At 58.7% G+C, this 17,583-nt stretch carries 14 protein-coding genes and 1 tRNA gene; 13 read left to right on the top strand and 2 right to left on the bottom strand.

Translation table 11 applies throughout. The annotated features are described in order from the left end of the window. Nucleotides 1-23 precede the first annotated feature (23 nt). Entirely contained in the window at nt 24-812 is a 789-nt protein-coding gene (locus SJY29_RS11710; protein ID WP_400083167.1) for an inositol monophosphatase family protein, read from the top strand. Here SJY29_RS11710 and SJY29_RS11705 read toward each other — a convergent pair. Both SJY29_RS11705 and putA read right to left on the bottom strand, forming a co-directional pair. Continuing rightward, the gene (locus SJY29_RS11705) at nt 809-1,543 is read right to left on the bottom strand and encodes a rhomboid family intramembrane serine protease (RefSeq protein WP_400083165.1); all 735 of its coding nucleotides are present in this window, start codon (nt 1,541-1,543) and stop codon (nt 809-811) included. The two genes, SJY29_RS11710 and SJY29_RS11705, sit on opposite strands and share 4 nt — an antisense overlap. Nucleotides 1,544-1,574: 31 nt before the next feature. Then, the gene (gene putA, locus SJY29_RS11700; RefSeq protein WP_400083162.1) at nt 1,575-5,057 is read right to left on the bottom strand and encodes a bifunctional proline dehydrogenase/L-glutamate gamma-semialdehyde dehydrogenase PutA; all 3,483 of its coding nucleotides are present in this window, start codon (nt 5,055-5,057) and stop codon (nt 1,575-1,577) included. Nucleotides 5,058-5,163: 106 nt separating this feature from the next. On the opposite strand from putA, the gene SJY29_RS11695 reads away from it, so the two are divergent. From SJY29_RS11695 to SJY29_RS11640, 12 genes are all read left to right on the top strand, one after another. Next, nucleotides 5,164-5,661, top strand: a complete 498-nt coding sequence (locus tag SJY29_RS11695; protein WP_110278331.1) for an Lrp/AsnC family transcriptional regulator — start codon at nt 5,164-5,166, stop codon at nt 5,659-5,661. Between the two features lie 32 nt (nt 5,662-5,693). Beyond that, nucleotides 5,694-6,233 carry a tetratricopeptide repeat protein gene (locus SJY29_RS11690; protein WP_400083158.1) on the top strand — a complete coding sequence of 180 codons (540 nt, stop codon included), beginning with the start codon at nt 5,694-5,696 and terminating at the stop codon, nt 6,231-6,233. Nucleotides 6,234-6,278: 45 nt separating this feature from the next. Continuing rightward, nucleotides 6,279-6,364, top strand: a tRNA-Leu gene (locus SJY29_RS11685). A 109-nt stretch (nt 6,365-6,473) separates the two neighbouring features. Beyond that, entirely contained in the window at nt 6,474-7,928 is a 1,455-nt protein-coding gene (locus tag SJY29_RS11680; protein ID WP_400083155.1) for an aldehyde dehydrogenase family protein, read from the top strand. A gap of 103 nt (nt 7,929-8,031) precedes the next feature. Next, nucleotides 8,032-8,952, top strand: coding sequence for an ROK family protein (locus tag SJY29_RS11675; RefSeq protein WP_400083152.1), 921 nt, complete (start codon nt 8,032-8,034; stop codon nt 8,950-8,952). After that, a complete protein-coding gene (nagA, locus tag SJY29_RS11670; protein WP_400083150.1) occupies nt 8,949-10,073 on the top strand; it encodes an N-acetylglucosamine-6-phosphate deacetylase in 1,125 nt (374 codons plus the stop codon). The genes SJY29_RS11675 and nagA overlap by 4 nt, the downstream gene beginning before the upstream one ends. A gap of 397 nt (nt 10,074-10,470) precedes the next feature. Beyond that, on the top strand, nt 10,471-11,751 hold the full coding sequence (urtA, locus tag SJY29_RS11665; protein WP_400083147.1) for an urea ABC transporter substrate-binding protein: 1,281 nt from the start codon (nt 10,471-10,473) through the stop codon (nt 11,749-11,751). Between the two features lie 71 nt (nt 11,752-11,822). Continuing rightward, nucleotides 11,823-13,766, top strand: coding sequence for an urea ABC transporter permease subunit UrtB (gene urtB / locus SJY29_RS11660; protein ID WP_400083144.1), 1,944 nt, complete (start codon nt 11,823-11,825; stop codon nt 13,764-13,766). 3 nt (nt 13,767-13,769) lie between these two features. Beyond that, complete coding sequence (gene urtC, locus SJY29_RS11655) at nt 13,770-14,936, top strand: urea ABC transporter permease subunit UrtC (protein WP_400083141.1); 1,167 nt, start codon at nt 13,770-13,772, stop codon at nt 14,934-14,936. Beyond that, complete coding sequence (gene urtD, locus SJY29_RS11650; protein WP_076659223.1) at nt 14,933-15,682, top strand: urea ABC transporter ATP-binding protein UrtD; 750 nt, start codon at nt 14,933-14,935, stop codon at nt 15,680-15,682. The genes urtC and urtD overlap by 4 nt, the downstream gene beginning before the upstream one ends. After that, complete coding sequence (gene urtE, locus SJY29_RS11645) at nt 15,675-16,370, top strand: urea ABC transporter ATP-binding subunit UrtE (RefSeq protein WP_400083137.1); 696 nt, start codon at nt 15,675-15,677, stop codon at nt 16,368-16,370. The genes urtD and urtE overlap by 8 nt, the downstream gene beginning before the upstream one ends. 218 nt (nt 16,371-16,588) lie before the next feature. Continuing rightward, nucleotides 16,589-17,581, top strand: coding sequence for an aldo/keto reductase (locus SJY29_RS11640; protein ID WP_400083133.1), 993 nt, complete (start codon nt 16,589-16,591; stop codon nt 17,579-17,581). The last annotated feature ends 2 nt before the right edge of the window (nt 17,582-17,583 follow it).

Raw genomic sequence — 17,583 nt, 5'->3', positions numbered from 1 at the left:
ATCCCCTATGAAGGACCTCACAGATGGCTGGCAGCGCAAACCTAAACGTCATGATGAAAACCGCCCGCAAAGCAGGCCGCGGTTTGCTGAAGGATTTTGGCGAAGTCGAGAACCTGCAGGTGAGCACAAAGGGCCCCGGTGACTTTGTCAGCCGTGCCGACAAAGCCGCAGAAGCGATGATTATGGAAGAGCTGCTGCATGCCCGTCCAACCTATGGTTTTCTGGGCGAAGAGGGCAAAGAAATCGAGGGCGAGGACCCAACCCGCCGCTGGATCGTTGATCCGCTGGACGGAACGACAAACTTCCTGCACGGATTGCCGCATTGGGCCGTTTCCATTGCGCTTGAGCATAAAGGCCAGATTGTGGCTGGCGTGATCTACGATCCGGTAAAGGATGAAATGTTCTATGCTGAAAAAGGCGGCGGTGCCTGGATGAATGAAAGCCGGATGCGTGTGTCCGGCCGGCATCGCATGATTGAAAGCATTTTCGCCACAGGCCTGCCTTTTGCAGGCCGTGCCGATCTGCCGGAAACGATCCAGGATCTTGCGCGCATTTTGCCTGCCTGCGCCGGTGTGCGCCGTTTTGGTGCTGCGGCGCTGGATCTGGCTTACGTTGCCGCTGGCCGTTACGAAGGATTCTGGGAACGTGGGCTGAATGCGTGGGATATTGCAGCCGGTATTATCATTGTTCGCGAAGCAGGCGGCATCCTCGAGCCCATCAATCCCGAAGGCGATGTGATCGCTGATGGTCAGTTGATTTGCGCCAACGAGCCTATCTTCGAGACTTTTGCAAAAGTCATTCGCAAGGTCTAACGCCGCACGATCGGAATATTGCTGCGGGTATATTCGGCCTCGGGGTGGGGCGGGTGCCCGTGCGTTTGCCGCCAAAACAGTGTGGCGCCTAGCTTGATCCAAAGCGGGACCGTCAGAATGGCCCCGATAACAAACCCACCTGCATGCGCCCAATAGGCTACACCGCCGTTTGAGGTGTCGACGTTGATGCCGCTGAAAAGCTGAATGACGAACCAGAGGCCCAGCATGATCCACGCAGGGATCGGTAAAATGCGGAAAAAGACGATAAAGAAAATAAAGATATCGACCCGTGCTTTCGGGAACAGCAACAGATAGCCCCCCATGACGCCCGCGATCGCACCTGATGCACCGACCGTCGGGATGGTGGAAAGCGGATCGGCCCCGTATTGCGCCAAGGATGCGCCGATCCCGCAGACCAGATAGAAGACCAGAAACGGTATGTGGCCCATTTCGTCTTCGAGGTTATCGCCGAAAATCCACAGAAACAGCATATTCCCTGCCAGATGCATAAAGCCGCCGTGCAGGAAAATCGAAGTCACAAGTGCCGTGTAATTCTCCCCGTTCGAGAGGCGGATCGGCAGCAAGGCATAGTCATAATAAAGCTGGGACAAGGCCCGCTGATCCTGAAACAGGACCAGCCCTGCCAGAAAGATCGCGACATTCGCCGCGATCAATACAAGGGTCACGTAGGGCGTGCGCTCGGATGGGTTGTGGTCGCGAATTGGAAACATAGCGCGACCGTCCCCGAAGCCGCCCCAGCGGTCAAGAGAAAGCTGGGGTGGCGACCTCTGCAACTTCGGCCAGAAGTGCGGCATTTCCGCCCGCTGCTGTCGTGTCGATGCAGACATGGCGTTCATGCAGCACATGGGCCGCGTCAGGCATGCCGGTGATCAGCGCTGTGATCGGGCCCTGACGTGTGCTCAGAGCCGTTTCAAGCGCCCGTCCGGTCTGGGCGTCGCCCCACCAGATCACGGCACCCAGATCAGCAATCTCGTTCAGTTGCGAGGCCGTCAAAGCGCCCTCGGTGCTGATCCCGATACCACCGAGTGCTTTGACAGCGGCCACCTGCTCTTGCGCGACATCCGCACCCGGCCCCATGCAAAGGATCGGGCCGCGGGCCGTCGTGCTGTGGCGGTTGGATTCGCCGGTTGGGCCGGGCAGATCGGTTGGTTTGGCCGGTGTCGGGGCCGTTGCCTCTGCGATCCGCTTTTTCAGCGCCTTCATGTCGGCAGCCGCAGACCAAGTAGCCTCTGTGTGTGGTGCGGGCCGTGCGGCAAAGCGGGGCAGATAGTGTGGGCCGCCGGCCTTTGGACCCGTCCCTGACAGGCCCTCGCCGCCAAAGGGCTGACTGCCGACAATCGCGCCGATCTGGTCGCGATTGACATAGATGTTGCCGGCGTGAACCTTCTCGACAATCGTCTGCACGCGGTCGTCGATGCGTGTGTGCAGACCAAACGTCAGACCATAGCCCGTGGCATTGATCGCATTGATGACGTCATCCAGCTCGGATGACTTGAAGGTTGCCACATGCAGAACCGGACCGAAGATCTCTTTGGTCATGTCCGCAATACCGTTAATCCGTATTGCTGTGGGCGCAATGAAATAGCCGGTGGATGGCACCTTGATCTGATGCAGGATGCGGCCTTCGCTGGCGGCTTGCGCGATGTGGTTTGCAATACCGGTATAGGCGGCCTCATCAATGACGGGGCCCACATCTGTGGACAGATGCCAGGGGTCACCGACGTTGAGTTCGTTCATCGCACCTTTGAGCATTTTCAGCAGGTTATCGGCGATATCCTCTTGCACATAAAGGCAGCGCAGCGCTGAACACCGCTGACCGGAGGATTGGAACGCCCCATTGATGATGTCGCGCACCGCGTGTTCGGGCAGGGCGGTGCTGTCCACGATCATCGCGTTCAAACCACCTGTTTCTGCAATCAGGGGTGTGCCCGGGGCGCAATTGGCCGCCATCGTGCTGCGGATCTTCATCGCGGTCGCGGTCGAGCCGGTGAAGGCCACACCATTGATGCGCGCATCCGCTGTCAGAGCCGCGCCGACGTCACCACCACCGGGCAAGAGTTGCAACGCGCTGGGCGGTACACCTGCGTCATGAAGCAAAGCTGTTGCGCGGGTCGCAATCAGAGGGGTTTGCTCGGCCGGTTTTGCCAGCACAGCATTGCCCGCAGCAAGTGCTGCTGCGATCTGGCCGGTGAAAATCGCCAGAGGGAAGTTCCAAGGGCTGATGCAGGTCCAGACGCCGCGCGCCTGTTGCTGGCTTGTGGCTTGTGCCGCGTAGTAGCGCAGGAAATCCACCGCTTCGCGCAATTCTGCCACCGCATCAGGCAGAGACTTTCCAGCCTCGCGCGTCAGAATGGCGAAAAGCTCGCCCGCATTGGCCTCATAGGCATCCGCAGCGGCGTTCAGGATCTCTGCGCGCGCGGCAACATCCGCGTGCCAAGGGGTGGCGGTTTCAAGTGCTGTTGCGATCTCTTTCTCGGTCGCGACCTGAACCTGACCAACGATATCACCCGGCATGGCGGGGTTCTTGACGGGTTGGGCGTTTACCAGTTTCGCCTTGGGGTATTTGTAGGCGGCCGTCGTCAATGCATGGCCTTTGTATTTGGCTTTTTGCAACACAGTGCGACTGTTGAAAATCTCTGCAAGCGTAGGCGTATGGGTCAGATCCCATCCCTTTGAGTTTACACGTTCGGGTTCATAAAGTTCCGGGCCGGTCTTCAACGCAGGCCTTTGTCCCGCATAATCGAACGGACAGGCCGCGACGACCTCGGCAGGTACGTCTTCATCGACGATCTGGTTCACGAAGCTCGAGTTGGCACCGTTCTCAAGCAAGCGACGGACCAGATAGGCCAGCAGGTCCTCATGCGCGCCAACGGGCGCGTAGATGCGGCAACGGGTCTTCTCGGCGTTCAGCACGATGGAATGCAAAGTCTCGCCCATGCCATGCAGGCGCTGGAATTCGTAATCGTTGCTGCTGCGCTCCAATTGCTGGGCAAGGTCAAGGATAGCAGCGACGGTGTGGGCGTTATGCGTGGCGAACTGCGGATAGATCCGGTCTGTCATGCGCAGCAGTTTCCGTGCATTGCTGATATAGCTGATGTCCGTGTGTTGTTTGGCGGTGAAGACGGGGAAACCGTCAATCCCTTCGACCTGTGCGCGCTTGATCTCGGCGTCCCAATAGGCGCCTTTGACCAGCCGGACCATGATCTTGCGGTCAAGCCGCGTGGCCATCTCGTATAGGCAATCGATCACCAGAGGTGCGCGCTGGCCGTAGGCCTGCACGACAACACCAAAACCGTCCCATCCCGCCAAGGCAGGCTCGGACAACACGGCAGAGATCACATCGAGCGAAAGCGAGAGCCTGTCAGCCTCTTCCGCATCAATGTTAAAGCCCATGCCTGCTGACTTCGCGAGAAGCGCCAGTGCACGGACACGCGGTACCAGCTCTTCCATGACGCGGGCCTCTTGCGCGACTTCATAGCGCGGATGCAGGGCCGAGAGTTTGACCGAAATGCCGGGGTTTTCCGCAACTGTGTCGAATTTGCAGTGTTCGGCAATCGCGCTGATCGCACGCGAATAGGACAGGTGATAGCCCTTCGCGTCCGCCTCAGTGCGCGCGGCCTCGCCCAGCATATCATAACTGTAGGTAAAGCCCTTGTCCTGCATGCCTTGTGCGCGTTTCATGGCTTTGCCGATATCTTCACCCAGCACAAACTGACGGCCCATTTCGCGCATCGCGCGGGCCACGGCACTACGGATCACAGGTTCGCCCAGCCGCTTCATGGCACTGCGCAAGTGGCGGGTCATGCCTGGCTTTTCATCATCCAAAACGCGGCCCGTCAGCATCAGGGCCCAGGTCGAGGCATTGACCAGTGATGACGCGGAGTGGCCCAGATGCTTGCCCCAGTCAGAGGGGGCGATCTTGTCCTCGATCAGCTCATCCATCGTATCGGCGTCCGGTACGCGCAAGAGCGCCTCGGCCAGACACATCAGCGCGATGCCTTCATCGGTGGACAGGCCGTATTCAGCCAGAAAGACCTCCATCAGGCCGGGATCAGAGCTGTTGCGAATTTGGGTGACAAGCTCTGCCGCGCGTTTGGAAATCCGTGCGCGGTCTTGCGGTGTCAGCTGGGCAGCCGCAACAAGCGCTTCAACGGCGCTGTCTTCATCCTGATACATGGACAAGTCAATCTGGTGGCGGACATCTGTTGAATGATCGCGCGGCATGGCAGGCTCCTTTCTGAATTTGTCCTACTCTAGCAAGAAATACGTGGCCATTCTCACTGCAATGTGCCAATCTCGCGGGCGGATTTACTTATTAACTGGATGAATCATGGCTGAAACGCCTGTTGGGCTGGATCGGTTTGATCTCAAGATACTTGATATTCTCACGGTTGAGGGCCGGATCAGCGTCACCGAGCTTGCCCGCCGGATCGGTTTGTCGAAATCGCCCACGCAGGCACGGCTAAAAAGGCTGGAAGATCACGGTATTATCCGCGGTTATCGCGCGCTTTATGATCCGATCCGGCTGCGCCGCGACCATGTTGCCTTCGTCGAAGTCAAGCTGTCGGATACGCGTGAACGCGCATTAGCTGCATTCAATAGTGCGGTGATGCTGGTACCGGAAGTCGAGCAGTGTCATTTGATCGCAGGGGCATTTGACTATCTGCTGAAAGTCCGCACCGCAGGCATGCCGGGCTACCGCGCTGTTCTGGCAGAAAAAATATCGACATTGCCGCATGTCGCAAGCACCTCGACCTATGTCGCGATGCAGGCGGTCAAAGAAGAAGGGCTGTCACCTGTCGCCCCCGGTGCGGGTGGTGGCGCTTGACGGAACCGCGTTGTGGCGCAGATACTTCATTCATGAAATGGATGATCCCCCTTTGCCTCACGGCCACGCCTGCGCTGGCACAAACCTGCCCTGAGGCGCCTGACCACAGCGCACGCATGTCCGAGATTTTGTCTGAACTCGGAAAAGCGCAGACTGAAATGGCGGGCCGCGAACTTTCCAATGGTCTTTGGGAGCTTTGGACCGACGCGCCCGACGCCACAGCACAAGCGATGCTGGACGAGGGCATGTCACGGCGCGGTGTTTATGATTTTCTGGGCGCGCGCACGGTCTTCTCGCGTCTGATCGACTACTGCCCCGACTATGCCGAAGGGTACAATCAACGTGCCTTCGCCAGTTTCCTCAGCGAAGACTACGAAGGCGCATTGGCCGACCTTGACCGCACCCTGGAGATTATTCCCAACCACGTAGGTGCGTTGTCCGGCAAAGCGCTGACCCTGATTGCCATGGGACGCAACGAAGAAGGGCAGGCGGTTCTGCGCGCGGCAGTTGCACTAAACCCGTGGCTGTCGGAACGCGCGCTGCTTGATCCACCCTTGGGCACAGAACTCTGATCACGGCTTGCCCACCGCGGCAGAGCGTCATAGGAATAGCGCCGTGCCCGCGTGGTGGAATGGTAGACATCGGAGACTTAAAATCTCTTGGCCGTAAGGCCGTGCCGGTTCGAGTCCGGCCGCGGGCACCACAGATTGAGATAAACATCGGAAATCATACGCGCTGATCGTGATGATTGCCGTTGTCAGCGGGCACGTGGTAATCCTTAGCCGAGATAAAGCTTGCAGGAATTGACCGCCATGACGCTACGACCACGCAACATCGACCCCCGCAAGTGTTTCATAGCAGGAAAGTGGGTTGACGCGTTCTCAGGCGAGACCCTTGCCCTTATCAACCCCTCTGATGGCAGCACCCTGTGCGAGATCGCCCGTGGCGGGGCTGATGACATCGCTGCGGCGGTCGCGGCGGCAGAAGGGGCGCTATCGGGCGCATGGGGCAAAGCCACGGCGGCGGAGCGGGGGCGGATGCTGGCCAAGATTGGTCAGGCGGTGCTGGCGCATGTCGATGAGTTGGCGCAACTGGAAGCGATGGATGTGGGAAAGCCGCTAAAACAGGCGCGCGCCGATGTGTTGGCGCTCGCGCGTTATCTGGAATTCTACGGCGGTGCTGCCGACAAGGTCCATGGCGAGACGATCCCTTATCTGGATGGCTATACCGTCTATACCCTGCGCGAACCGCATGGTGTGACCGGCCATATCATCCCTTGGAATTATCCGATGCAGATCATCGGGCGCTCGGTGGGGGCCGCGTTGGCGATGGGCAATGCCTGTGTTCTCAAGCCCGCCGAAGAAGCCTGCCTGACCGCCTTGGCCTTTGCCGAAATCGCCCGCGCGGCGGGGCTGCCTGATGGCGCGCTGAATGTCGTGCCGGGAGTGGGTGCCGAGGCGGGTGCCGCTTTGTCTGCACATAAGGGCGTGCACCACATTTCGTTCACCGGCTCTGTCGGCGTGGGAAAACTGATCCAGCAGAGTGCCGGTGCAAATGTTGTGCCGGTGACACTGGAGCTTGGGGGAAAGTCACCGCAGGTGGTGTTTGACGATGCGGATATCGCGGCTGCTTTACCGTATTTAGTGAATGCAGGTATCCAGAACGCGGGACAGACCTGTTCTGCTGCATCGCGGATATTGGTGCAGCGTGGTGTCTATGATCAGGTGGTAACCGAAATGGCTACCCGCTACGCGCAGCTGCGGGCGGGGCCTGCTTTAGCTGATCTGGATGTGGGGCCCTTGGTGTCGCTGCGGCAAAAAGAGATCGTTGAGGGTTTTTTGGCGCAGGGTGGCGATCTGGAGGTGGCAGCGCGCGGGCAGATCGTTGATGACGCACCTGCAGGTGGGGCCTATGTTGCCCCAACGCTCTTTGCAGATGTCGCGCCTGATCACACGCTGGCGCAGGATGAAATCTTTGGGCCCGTGCAGGTCATTATTCCCTTCGAGGATGAGGCAGAGGCAATCGCCATCGCCAATGGCACCGCGTTTGGCCTTGTCGCGTCTTGTTGGTCTGAAAACGGAGCGCGGCAGATGCGCATGGCGCGTGCGCTGCGGGCGGGGCAGGTGTTTATCAACAACTATGGCGCAGGTGGCGGGGTCGAGCTGCCCTTTGGCGGTCGCGGCCTTTCGGGTCACGGGCGCGAAAAGGGGTTCGAGGCGCTTTATGGCTTCTCGGTGCTCAAGACCGTCGCGGCACTGCATCATTAGCGCGACGATGGGAAAACCTGTCATTGTCTTGCCTGACGAAAACCGCGACGATAACTGGCAGTGACAAGACGATCCTGCCCCTTTGATCCGATGGACCCCTGTAATGAACACCCTTGGCATTGATCTTGGCGGGACAAAGATAGAGGCGCGTGTCTTTGATGCCGCTTGGCAAGAGATCGCCCGCCACCGGATCCCGACCCCCGAATGTTATGACCAACTCGTAGATGCGGTCGTTGCTCAGATCGCGTGGGCCTCGGACGCTGCGGGCACAGTTGCGGCGGTGGGTGTCGGTGCCGCCGGTCTTGTGAACCCGCAAACCGGCCTAACGCTGGCGAACAATCTGCCGGCCTCCGGGCGGCCCTTTCCCGCCGATATAGAACGGCGGGCAGGGCGCAAAATTACGTTCCTGAATGATTGCCGCGCGCTGGCCCTGTCAGAGGCGGTGTTCGGCGCGGGGCAGGGGAAATCGGTGATGATGGCGCTGATCCTTGGCACAGGTGTGAGCGGTGGCCTGATCATCGACCAAAAATGGCGCACAGGGCCGACGGCGACAGGCGGCGAGATTGGCCATATCGCGGCCCCGGCGCAGATCATCGCCGCACATGGCCTGCCGGTTTATGACTGCGGTTGCGGGCGGAAAGGATGTATCGAGGGGTATATCTCGGGGCCCGGTTTGCAACGCTTGGCCGCATTCGTCACGGGAATGGACCTGAGCACGCATGAGATTGCTGCGCGGCGCACCACGGATATGGCGCAGGTCTGGGCGATTTGGTGCGCGCTTGTGGCTGAGGTGCTCCATCACCTCACGCTCACAATTGATCCTGATGTGATCGTTCTGGGCGGCGGGCTCACGGCTATGCCTGATGTGATTGCCAATTTGCGGGTTGCCGCCAAGAACACGCAGATTGACGGTTTCGCTGCCGCCCCGCTTGCCTTGGCGCAAGGGGGTGACGCCAGTGGCGCGCGTGGTGCCGCCTATGCGGCGTGGATGGATCATCGCAATGCTACGGGGCTCACGGTATGACGGACGGCTGGTTCAAACCTGACCGTTTCTTTGATGGCCAGGACATCGTGGACGACATGGCTGTGCGCGTAGCAGACGGTATGATCGTCGAGACATCGCGCGCGTCGGTTCCGGCCATCCCACTTTCCGGGCTTTTGACACCCGGCTTTGTTGACTTGCAGGTCAACGGCGGTGGTGGCGTCCTTCTGAACAATACCCCCACAGTTGACGGCATGGCACAGATTGCGGCCGCGCACCGCCGCTTCGGGACGGCCGCGATTTTACCAACGGTCATCACTGACCAACCGGATTTGCTTGTACAAGCGGCAGCCGCCGCGATTGCCGCAAAAGATGCCCCGGATATTCTGGGGCTGCACATTGAAGGCCCGCATATCAGTGTCGCAAAGCGGGGGACGCATCGCGCGGAGTGTATCCGTCCATTAGATCAGGACACGCTGACCATCGTGTCCGATCTGCGCAAGGCAGGGGTCGCCGTGATGATTACCCTCGCACCGGAGGCCGCGACGCCTGCGCAAATCGCCTTACTGGCCGAAATGGGCGCAATTGTCTCGCTCGGGCATACGGATGCCACCGCCGAAGAGGTCGAGGCGGCGATCAAAGCAGGGGCACGCTGCGGAACGCATTTGTTCAACGCCATGTCACCGATGACAAGCCGCGCGCCGGGCGCTGTGGGTGCGATTTTGAACGCCGGGATTGCCTTTGGCATGATCTGTGACGGGGTGCATGTGGATGACCGTATGCTGCGCCTTGCACTGCGGGCCTGTGCCGCAGGCTCCGCGCCGTTTCTGGTGTCGGATGCGATGGCGACAGTTGGCGGAGAGACACAATTCACGCTTTATGGCCGGACGATCTGCCTGCAAGAGGGGCGGTTGGTCAACGCCGAAGGCAATCTGGCGGGCGCGCATATCACACAGGCCGCAGGTATGCGGCGGTTGGTGCATCATGTCGGGATTCCGCTTGCGGATGCGTTGCGCATGGTCGTGACGACACCCGCTACATTGATCGGACAGCCACGGTTGGCGCGCGTGCTGGGACGTTTGACCGATGATCTGTTTTTGCTTGATGGCGATGACACGGTTGTTGGCACCCTGACGCAGGGTATTGCGCAGGCGGAAAGCTAAGCAGGGCTGCCCCGACGCGATCCTTTTCGACAGAAATGCCGTGATCCGTCGGAATCACCTCAAAGCGGGGTACCGAAATTCACTTCACGTTCATGTCAGGGCATTTAACGTGATCAAAAAATAGGCTGGATCACGGTTTTTGCGATTTTTATAGGCGCTGAGGCGTGAGGCGACAGGTTCAACGCGAAATCACTAGCATATTTCTGCAGTGCAGCACCACTTTGGGGCGTCCGAGGAAAACTTCGGCGTCGCGCGAAGGGCTATCCTGCAAGATCGTTCCCTTCACGCGACTACAACATCACTGTTGCGGGTCCTTCCTATTGGGTTGGTCCAGGGTTGCATAGGGAATTGGTTTCCTGACGCAGCATCCCGCAACGACAACGGGGACCAAAAGACTATGACCTTTAGAACTTCTGCAATTGTTTTGACTGCCTTGCTGGGCACGACATCTATGGCTGCCGCGCAATGCGCCGATCCGATCAAAGTGGGTGTGCTTCACTCGCTCTCTGGCACCATGGCGATTTCCGAAACCACGCTCAAAGACACAATGGAATTGCTGATCGAGAACCAGAATGCCGCTGGCGGGTTGCTCGGGTGTGAAATCGAAGCTGTCGTTGTCGATCCGGCATCCGACTGGCCGCTCTTTGCGGAAAAAGCGCGCGAACTGCTGACCGTCAGCGAAGTCGATGTGATCTTTGGCAGCTGGACATCCGTCAGCCGCAAGTCTGCGCTGCCTGTCCTGGAAGAGCTCAACGGCCTGATGTTCTATCCAGTGCAATATGAAGGCGAAGAAAGCTCGCGCAATGTGTTCTACACAGGTGCGGCACCAAACCAGCAGGCGATCCCTGCGACGGACTACTTCCTTGAAGAGCTCGGGGTCGAGAAATTCGCGCTCTTGGGCACAGACTATGTCTATCCACGGACAACCAACAACATCCTTGAGGCCTATCTGCAGTCCAAAGGCATTCCTGCCGAGGATATCTTTGTGAACTACACGCCTTTCGGTCATTCCGACTGGGCCACAATCGTTGCTGACGTTGTCGCGCTGGGCGCAGACGGCAAACAGGTTGGCGTCATCTCAACAATCAACGGTGATGCGAACATCGGGTTCTACAAAGAGCTGGCGGCGGCGGGTGTCTCTGCCGATGACCTGCCTGTTGTGGCCTTCTCGGTGGGTGAGGAAGAGCTGTCGGGTCTGGATACATCCGACCTTGTCGGTCACTTGGCCGCGTGGAACTACTTCCAGTCCGCTGAATCCGAGCTGAACGACGAATGGGTCGCAGCGTGGAAAGCCAAGATGGGCGAAGACCGCGTAACCAACGACCCGATGGAGGCCCACTATATAGGCTTCAACATGTGGGTGAACGCGGTGACCGAGGCGGGTACAACAGACGTTGATGCGGTGCGTGAGGCCATGTACGGTCAGGAATTCCCGAACCTGACAGGTGGTACGGCGGTCATGCTGCCAAACCACCACCTTGCCAAGCCTGTCTTGATCGGTGAGATCACCGCTGACGGCCAGTTCGATATCATCAGCCAGACCTCTGAGGTGCCAGGTGATGCATGGACCGATTATCTGCCGGAATCTGCGGTGCTGGTGTCGGATTGGCAAACACTGGGTTGCGGGATGTATAACACCGAGACCGAAACCTGTGTGCAGTTGACCTCCAACTACTAAAGCAGCTGTTCAGGGACGCATGACCTAATGCGTCCCTGAACCCCTCCCTCACAATATCGGCTTGAATCCACATGCTGCGATTGCTCTCATTTGCGCTGTCCTTGTGCCTGATCCTGCCTGCATCTTTGCAAGCGCAAACCCTGCAAGACATCCTGCAAACCCATCAGGACGAGGTGCTGAGCCCCGGTCGCCAAAGCGTCGGTGTGGTGCTCGACGATTTGGTTGCCAGCGGACTGCCACAGGCGCTGCCGTTTCTTGAGGCATGGCGCGACCGCGAGATTGTGCAGCGTGACAGTGACGGTTTGTTCTTCCGTGCGATTGAAGCAGATGACGCGATTACGCTTGAAGACCTCGACACAGGCACCACAACCACATTTGCGAATGACGATGGCCTGACCGAGGCGCGCCCCAATGGCGGTGTGCGCCGCGCCATCGGCGATGCACTCGTGCAGTTCCAGCTTTCCGATCCCGATATCACCAAACGCCAAGCGGCCGTTGATGCGATCGCCCGCAGCATGGATGCCAGCCAGCTTGGCCCGTTGCAGGCTTCGATCGCAGGCGAGCCTGACCCTTCCCTGAAAGACACCAAAGAGCGGCTGGCGGGAATGTTGGCGGTTCTTTTCGGCGAAACACAAGAGGCGCGCATAGCCGCCATCGCAGGCATGGCCGATGACCTTTCGGTTGATGTCCGTGCGGTGCTGAACACCGTTTTGTCGAGCCAGCCGCAGTTTGCCGTAGCCCTTCCCGATGATGCCAATGTCGCACAGGTGCTGACCGTTGGTGTCGACCTGAGCGCGCAAGAGGCCTATGAGCGGTTGGTCGCAGCAGAGCTTGCACCTGCGCTTGTGACAAGCGCCCAAATCCGCGAAGCGCTTGTCGCCAATATCGAAGGCGGCATGGTGGGTGGGGTTCCTGTCAGCGCGCTGAACACCGATGCGGCCCGCGCGGAAGCCTATGACGCGCTTGCCGGTCAGGGGCTTGTCGCCCCGCGCGTGACACCCGAGGCGCAGACCGCCGCAGTCGCAGACCACATCTATTTCCTTCAGTACGCGGAACCTGATCCCGTGATTACAGACGCCGCCGAGCAGGCTCTAGCAGCCGTTGAAACCCGCGTTGCCGTGAGCCAGGGCATTGATTTGGGGCTGGATGCGCTGTCGCTGGCCTCGATCTATTTTCTCGCGGCCATCGGGCTTGCAATCACCTTTGGCGTGATGGGCGTGATCAATATGGCCCATGGCGAATTCATCATGATGGGTGCCTACACCGGCTTCGTCGTGCAGCAGTTTGTGCCGGACTATACGCTGTCGATCATCATCGCATTGCCTTTGGCTTTTGCAATTACCTTCGGCGCTGGTGTCGCAATGGAGCGTTTGGTCATCCGACATCTTTATCACCGTCCACTTGAAACCCTCTTGGCAACATTTGGCATCTCGATTGCCTTGCAGCAGCTTGCCAAGAACATCTTCGGCACCCAAGCGCGCCCGCTGACGTCACCTGAATGGCTAGACGGGGCGCTCGTGTTCAACGACGTGATCGCAATCAGCTATATCCGTATCGCGATTTTCGTGCTGGCGCTGCTGTTCTTGGGACTGATCCTGTTTGTGCTCAAACGCACGCGGCTGGGGCTGGAAGTGCGCGCCGTGACGCAAAACCCCGGCATGGCGGCCTCGATGGGGATCAACCCTGACAAGATCAACATGCTGACTTTCGGTTTGGGTTCGGGCATCGCCGGCATCGCCGGTGTCGCGATCGGGTTATATGCCAAGGTTACCTCCGAGATGGGCGCGGATTACATCGTGCAAAGCTTTATGACCGTGGTCGTGGGCGGTGTCGGTAATGTCTGGGGTACGCTCGCAGGCGCGTCGCTGATCGGGTTCCTGCAAAAGGGGATCGAATGGTTGAACCCGTCCAATACGCTGGCGGCACAGACCTACATGATCCTCTTTATCATCCTCTTCATTCAATTCCGGCCAAAGGGCATCGTCGCCCTCAAGGGCCGCGCGGCGGCGGATTAACTCATGCGGAAATCATTCCTTGCCGAAAACCCGTCGGTCTTGTGGTTCATCGCGCTCCTTGCGGTATTCACTGTCGTGGTCACGCTCTTGTCCGAGGTGACGGGGGTCGGGCTGATCTCGACTTCTTTTGTCAAAACACTGGGCAAGACGCTGTGTCTCTGTCTTGTCGCCATCGCGATGGATGTGGTTTGGGGCTATTGCGGTATCCTGTCACTGGGGCATTTCGCCTTCTTCGGCATTGGCGGCTATGCCATAGGCATGTGGTTGATGTACGCCCGCACTGAAGGGATCGTGATTGAAAGCTTCGCAGGCCAGCCGATCCCGCCGACCCCGCAGGAAGTGTCCGACGCCATCGGAAACCAGATTTTCGGGGTCGTGGGCAGTTCCGAATTTCCGCTGATCTGGGGCTTTGCGGATAGTCTGTTCTTGCAATTGCTGATGGTCGTACTTGTCCCGGGTCTACTGGCGCTGGTCTTTGGCTGGCTGGCGTTCCGGTCACGGGTGACGGGTGTGTATCTGTCGATCCTCACCCAAGCGATGACGTTGGCCCTCGCGCTCTATCTTTTCCAGAACGACAGCGGTTTGCGCGGCAACAACGGCCTGTCAGGCCTGCAGAATATCCCGGGGTTCGAGGATGCGTCGCAGGCAAGCATCTCGATTGTTTTCTTCATCGCTTCGGCTGTCGCACTGGCCGCCGGATATGTGTTCTTTGCGTGGATCGTGTCGGGCAAAATGGGCAGCGTGATCAAAGGGATCCGCGATAACGAAGCACGGGTGCGCTTTCTGGGCTACCATGTGGAAAGCTACAAACTCTTTGTCTTTACCACCACGGCAGTCGTCGCAGGCATCGCAGGCGCGCTCTATTATCCGCAGGCAGGCATCATCAACCCCGGTGAAATCGCGCCCATCGCGTCGATCTATCTGGCGGTCTGGGTCGCCATCGGCGGGCGCGGGCGGCTTTATGGCGCGGTGATCGGGGCGGCCTTTGTGTCGCTCTTGTCGAGCTGGTTTACCGGCGGCGGCGCGCCCAATATCAACCTCGGATTTTACGTCATCCAATGGACCGATTGGTGGCTGGTGCTCTTGGGCTTCTCGTTTGTAGCCGTCACATTGTTCTTCCCCAAAGGGATTGGCGGCCTCTTTGACCTGCTGGTGAGGAAGCAATCATGAGCATGCTTTTGGAAGTCTCGGGCGTCACTGTCACCTTTGACGGGTTCCGTGCGATCAACAACCTGTCGATCAACTTTGCCCCGACCGAGCTGCGCGCGATTATCGGCCCGAACGGTGCCGGCAAGACGACATTTATGGATATCGTGACGGGCAAGACAAAGCCTGACACGGGGCATGTGATCTGGGGGGATCGGAATATCTCGCTTCTTGGGATGTCCGAAAGCCAGATTGCCCGCGAAGGGATCGGGCGTAAGTTCCAGAAACCGACCGTATTCGAGGCGCAGACCGTCCGTCAGAATCTAGCCATGGCGCTGAAAAATCCCCGTGGGCCTTTTGCCGTGCTGATGCACAAGAAAACAAAGTCCAACGCAGAACGGATTGAGGCTATCGCGGGACAGGTTGGTCTGTCTGACAGCCTGACGCGTGTAGCAGGCGAGCTAAGCCATGGCCAGAAACAGTGGCTCGAAATCGGGATGCTTCTGGCGCAAGAGCCGCGCTTGATGCTGGTCGATGAACCCGCCGCGGGTATGACGCCGGAAGAGCGCGAGAAAACCACTGACATCCTGAAAGAGGCGGCCAAGACGCGGGCTGTTGTTGTGGTGGAACATGATATGGAATTTGTGCGCAGGCTCGATTGCAAGGTCACTGTCCTGCACGAGGGCGCGGTTCTGGCCGAAGGCAGCCTTGATCATGTGACCTCAAACCAGACCGTGATTGATGTCTATCTGGGGCGCGCCCATGCTTGATGTGCAAAACTTTGATCTGAAATACGGGCAGAGCCAAATCCTGTTTGATATCTCGCTGCAAGCGGAAACGGGCAAGATTACGGCCGTCATGGGCAACAACGGCGTTGGCAAAACCAGTTTTCTCAAGGCGATCTCGGGGCGGCACCCGATCGCAGCAGGTGTTGCGACGGTGGCAGGAGCGCCGGTGCAACTGACCTCGGCCTATCATGCGGCACGGGCAGGGATCGCCTATGTGCCGCAAGGGCGCGAGGTGTTCGCGATGATGAGCGTTCTGGAAAATCTTGAGACAGGTTTCGCCTGTCTGCCGAAGGCGGAACATGCCATTCCCGACTATATTTTTGAGCTCTTTCCAGTGCTGCGGGATATGCAGACGCGGCGTGGCGGTGACCTGTCGGGCGGGCAGCAACAGCAGCTTGCCATCGCCCGCGCGCTGATTACCAAGCCAAAGGTTCTTTTGCTGGATGAACCGACCGAAGGCATCCAGCCCAATGTGATCCAGCAGATCGGCGATGCACTCGAAACATTGCGTGACGAAGGCCAGATGGCCATCGTTCTGGTCGAGCAGAACGCCGATTTTGCCTACCGGATTGCGGATACATTCACCGTGATTGAACAGGGTAGGGTCAAGCGGAGAGCGGCAAAAGAGGACTACACGAAAGAGGCTCTTATGGCGGATCTCGCGCTATAGAGGTAGGTATCTGACAACATTGGAAGCAGAGGGCAGGGGGGCTTAAAAGGGCGCGGCGCGCCAAAGCGCTTTGCGGACGCGTTATCTGCCCCTGTCGAGCAGTCGCCTGCTCTCCGCTACGCACGTTGCCACAGTGACACATTGCTTGTAGGGCTGTTCTCCGATTGGGCAAAGCGCCGCGACTTCCGGGCTTTGTTGGGAATGATTGGGGGACGGATATGAAACGTCGATCACTGCTGCGTTCTGGAAAGCTGGTGTCTGCAATCGGCCTCGGCTGTATGAGCTTTTCCGGTTTCTACGGACCTTCAGATGAGCAAGAAGCCCACGACACTCTCGCGGCTGCCCAACGTCTGGGGATTGATTTGTTGGATACCGCGAATGTCTACGGTTTGGGTTCGTCCGAAGAAATCATCGGCCGTTACCTCAAACGCAATCCTTCGGACTTCACGATCGCGACCAAGGCAGGTATTTGGCGTGATCGCGAGCACGGAAATCGTGGCTTCCGGAACGATGCGGCTTATCTGAGAACCGAGCTGGAAGGGTCACTCCGCCGGCTTGGGGTTGAACATATCGACCTGTTTTACGTGCATCGTCGTGACCGCAGCTTGGAAATTGAAGAGGTTATGGGCACGCTGCTTGAACTCAAGGCCGAGGGAAAAGTCTCGGGCATCGGGTTTTCTGAAATTTCGCCCGCCAGCCTGAGGCGCGCCGTAGCCGTTGGGCCCGTGGATGCGGTACAGAGCGAGTATTCGCTTTGGACACGTCAACCGGAACTCGGACTTGTGCAGGCCTGTAACGAGTTGGGGGTCACTCTGGTCGCCTATTCGCCGCTGGGGCGCGGTATGTTTGCAGACCGTTCACCTGATCCTGTCAATTTCGGAGATGCGGATTTCCGCAAGAACAATCCGCGGTTCCTGCCACCGAACTTTGAATTTAACCTTGGAAAACTGGCCGCCTTCAAGGCCTATGCAGCCGATCATGGGTTCACAACTGCTGCGCTTGCGCTGGCATGGTGTCTGGCACGGGGCGAGCATGTGATCCCAATTCCCGGTACGCGCACAGTCGATCATCTCGCGGAATGTGCCGCCGGTGCTTCCATCGATCTGACTGAAGCAATGATGGCCGAGATCGAGAGCATGCTGCCAGTCGGCTGGGCATGCGGTGATCGCTATGCAGAAGCCCAATGGAACGGGCCGGAAGGCTATTGCTAGGA

The sequence above is a fragment of the Yoonia sp. R78084 genome (genome assembly GCF_044595625.1).
Taxonomy (GTDB): domain Bacteria; phylum Pseudomonadota; class Alphaproteobacteria; order Rhodobacterales; family Rhodobacteraceae; genus Yoonia.
The sequence above is the reverse complement of the archived record's forward strand: the minus strand, read 5'-3'. Positions and strand labels throughout refer to the sequence as shown.

Bases quoted from the DNA above. Each gene is read 5' to 3' on its own strand.
- urtA (WP_400083147.1), top strand. From the start codon at position 10,471: ATGACCTTTAGAACTTCTGCAATTGTTTTGACTGCCTTGCTGGGCACG.
- urtE (WP_400083137.1), top strand. From the start codon at position 15,675: ATGCTTGATGTGCAAAACTTTGATCTGAAATACGGGCAGAGCCAAATC.
- urtB (WP_400083144.1), top strand. From the start codon at position 11,823: ATGCTGCGATTGCTCTCATTTGCGCTGTCCTTGTGCCTGATCCTGCCT.
- SJY29_RS11640 (WP_400083133.1), top strand. From the start codon at position 16,589: ATGAAACGTCGATCACTGCTGCGTTCTGGAAAGCTGGTGTCTGCAATC.
- nagA (WP_400083150.1), top strand. From the start codon at position 8,949: ATGACGGACGGCTGGTTCAAACCTGACCGTTTCTTTGATGGCCAGGAC.
- putA (WP_400083162.1), bottom strand. From the start codon at position 5,057: ATGCCGCGCGATCATTCAACAGATGTCCGCCACCAGATTGACTTGTCC.
- SJY29_RS11690 (WP_400083158.1), top strand. From the start codon at position 5,694: ATGAAATGGATGATCCCCCTTTGCCTCACGGCCACGCCTGCGCTGGCA.
- SJY29_RS11675 (WP_400083152.1), top strand. From the start codon at position 8,032: ATGAACACCCTTGGCATTGATCTTGGCGGGACAAAGATAGAGGCGCGT.
- urtD (WP_076659223.1), top strand. From the start codon at position 14,933: ATGAGCATGCTTTTGGAAGTCTCGGGCGTCACTGTCACCTTTGACGGG.
- SJY29_RS11680 (WP_400083155.1), top strand. From the start codon at position 6,474: ATGACGCTACGACCACGCAACATCGACCCCCGCAAGTGTTTCATAGCA.
- SJY29_RS11705 (WP_400083165.1), bottom strand. From the start codon at position 1,543: ATGTTTCCAATTCGCGACCACAACCCATCCGAGCGCACGCCCTACGTG.
- SJY29_RS11695 (WP_110278331.1), top strand. From the start codon at position 5,164: ATGGCTGAAACGCCTGTTGGGCTGGATCGGTTTGATCTCAAGATACTT.
- urtC (WP_400083141.1), top strand. From the start codon at position 13,770: ATGCGGAAATCATTCCTTGCCGAAAACCCGTCGGTCTTGTGGTTCATC.
- SJY29_RS11710 (WP_400083167.1), top strand. From the start codon at position 24: ATGGCTGGCAGCGCAAACCTAAACGTCATGATGAAAACCGCCCGCAAA.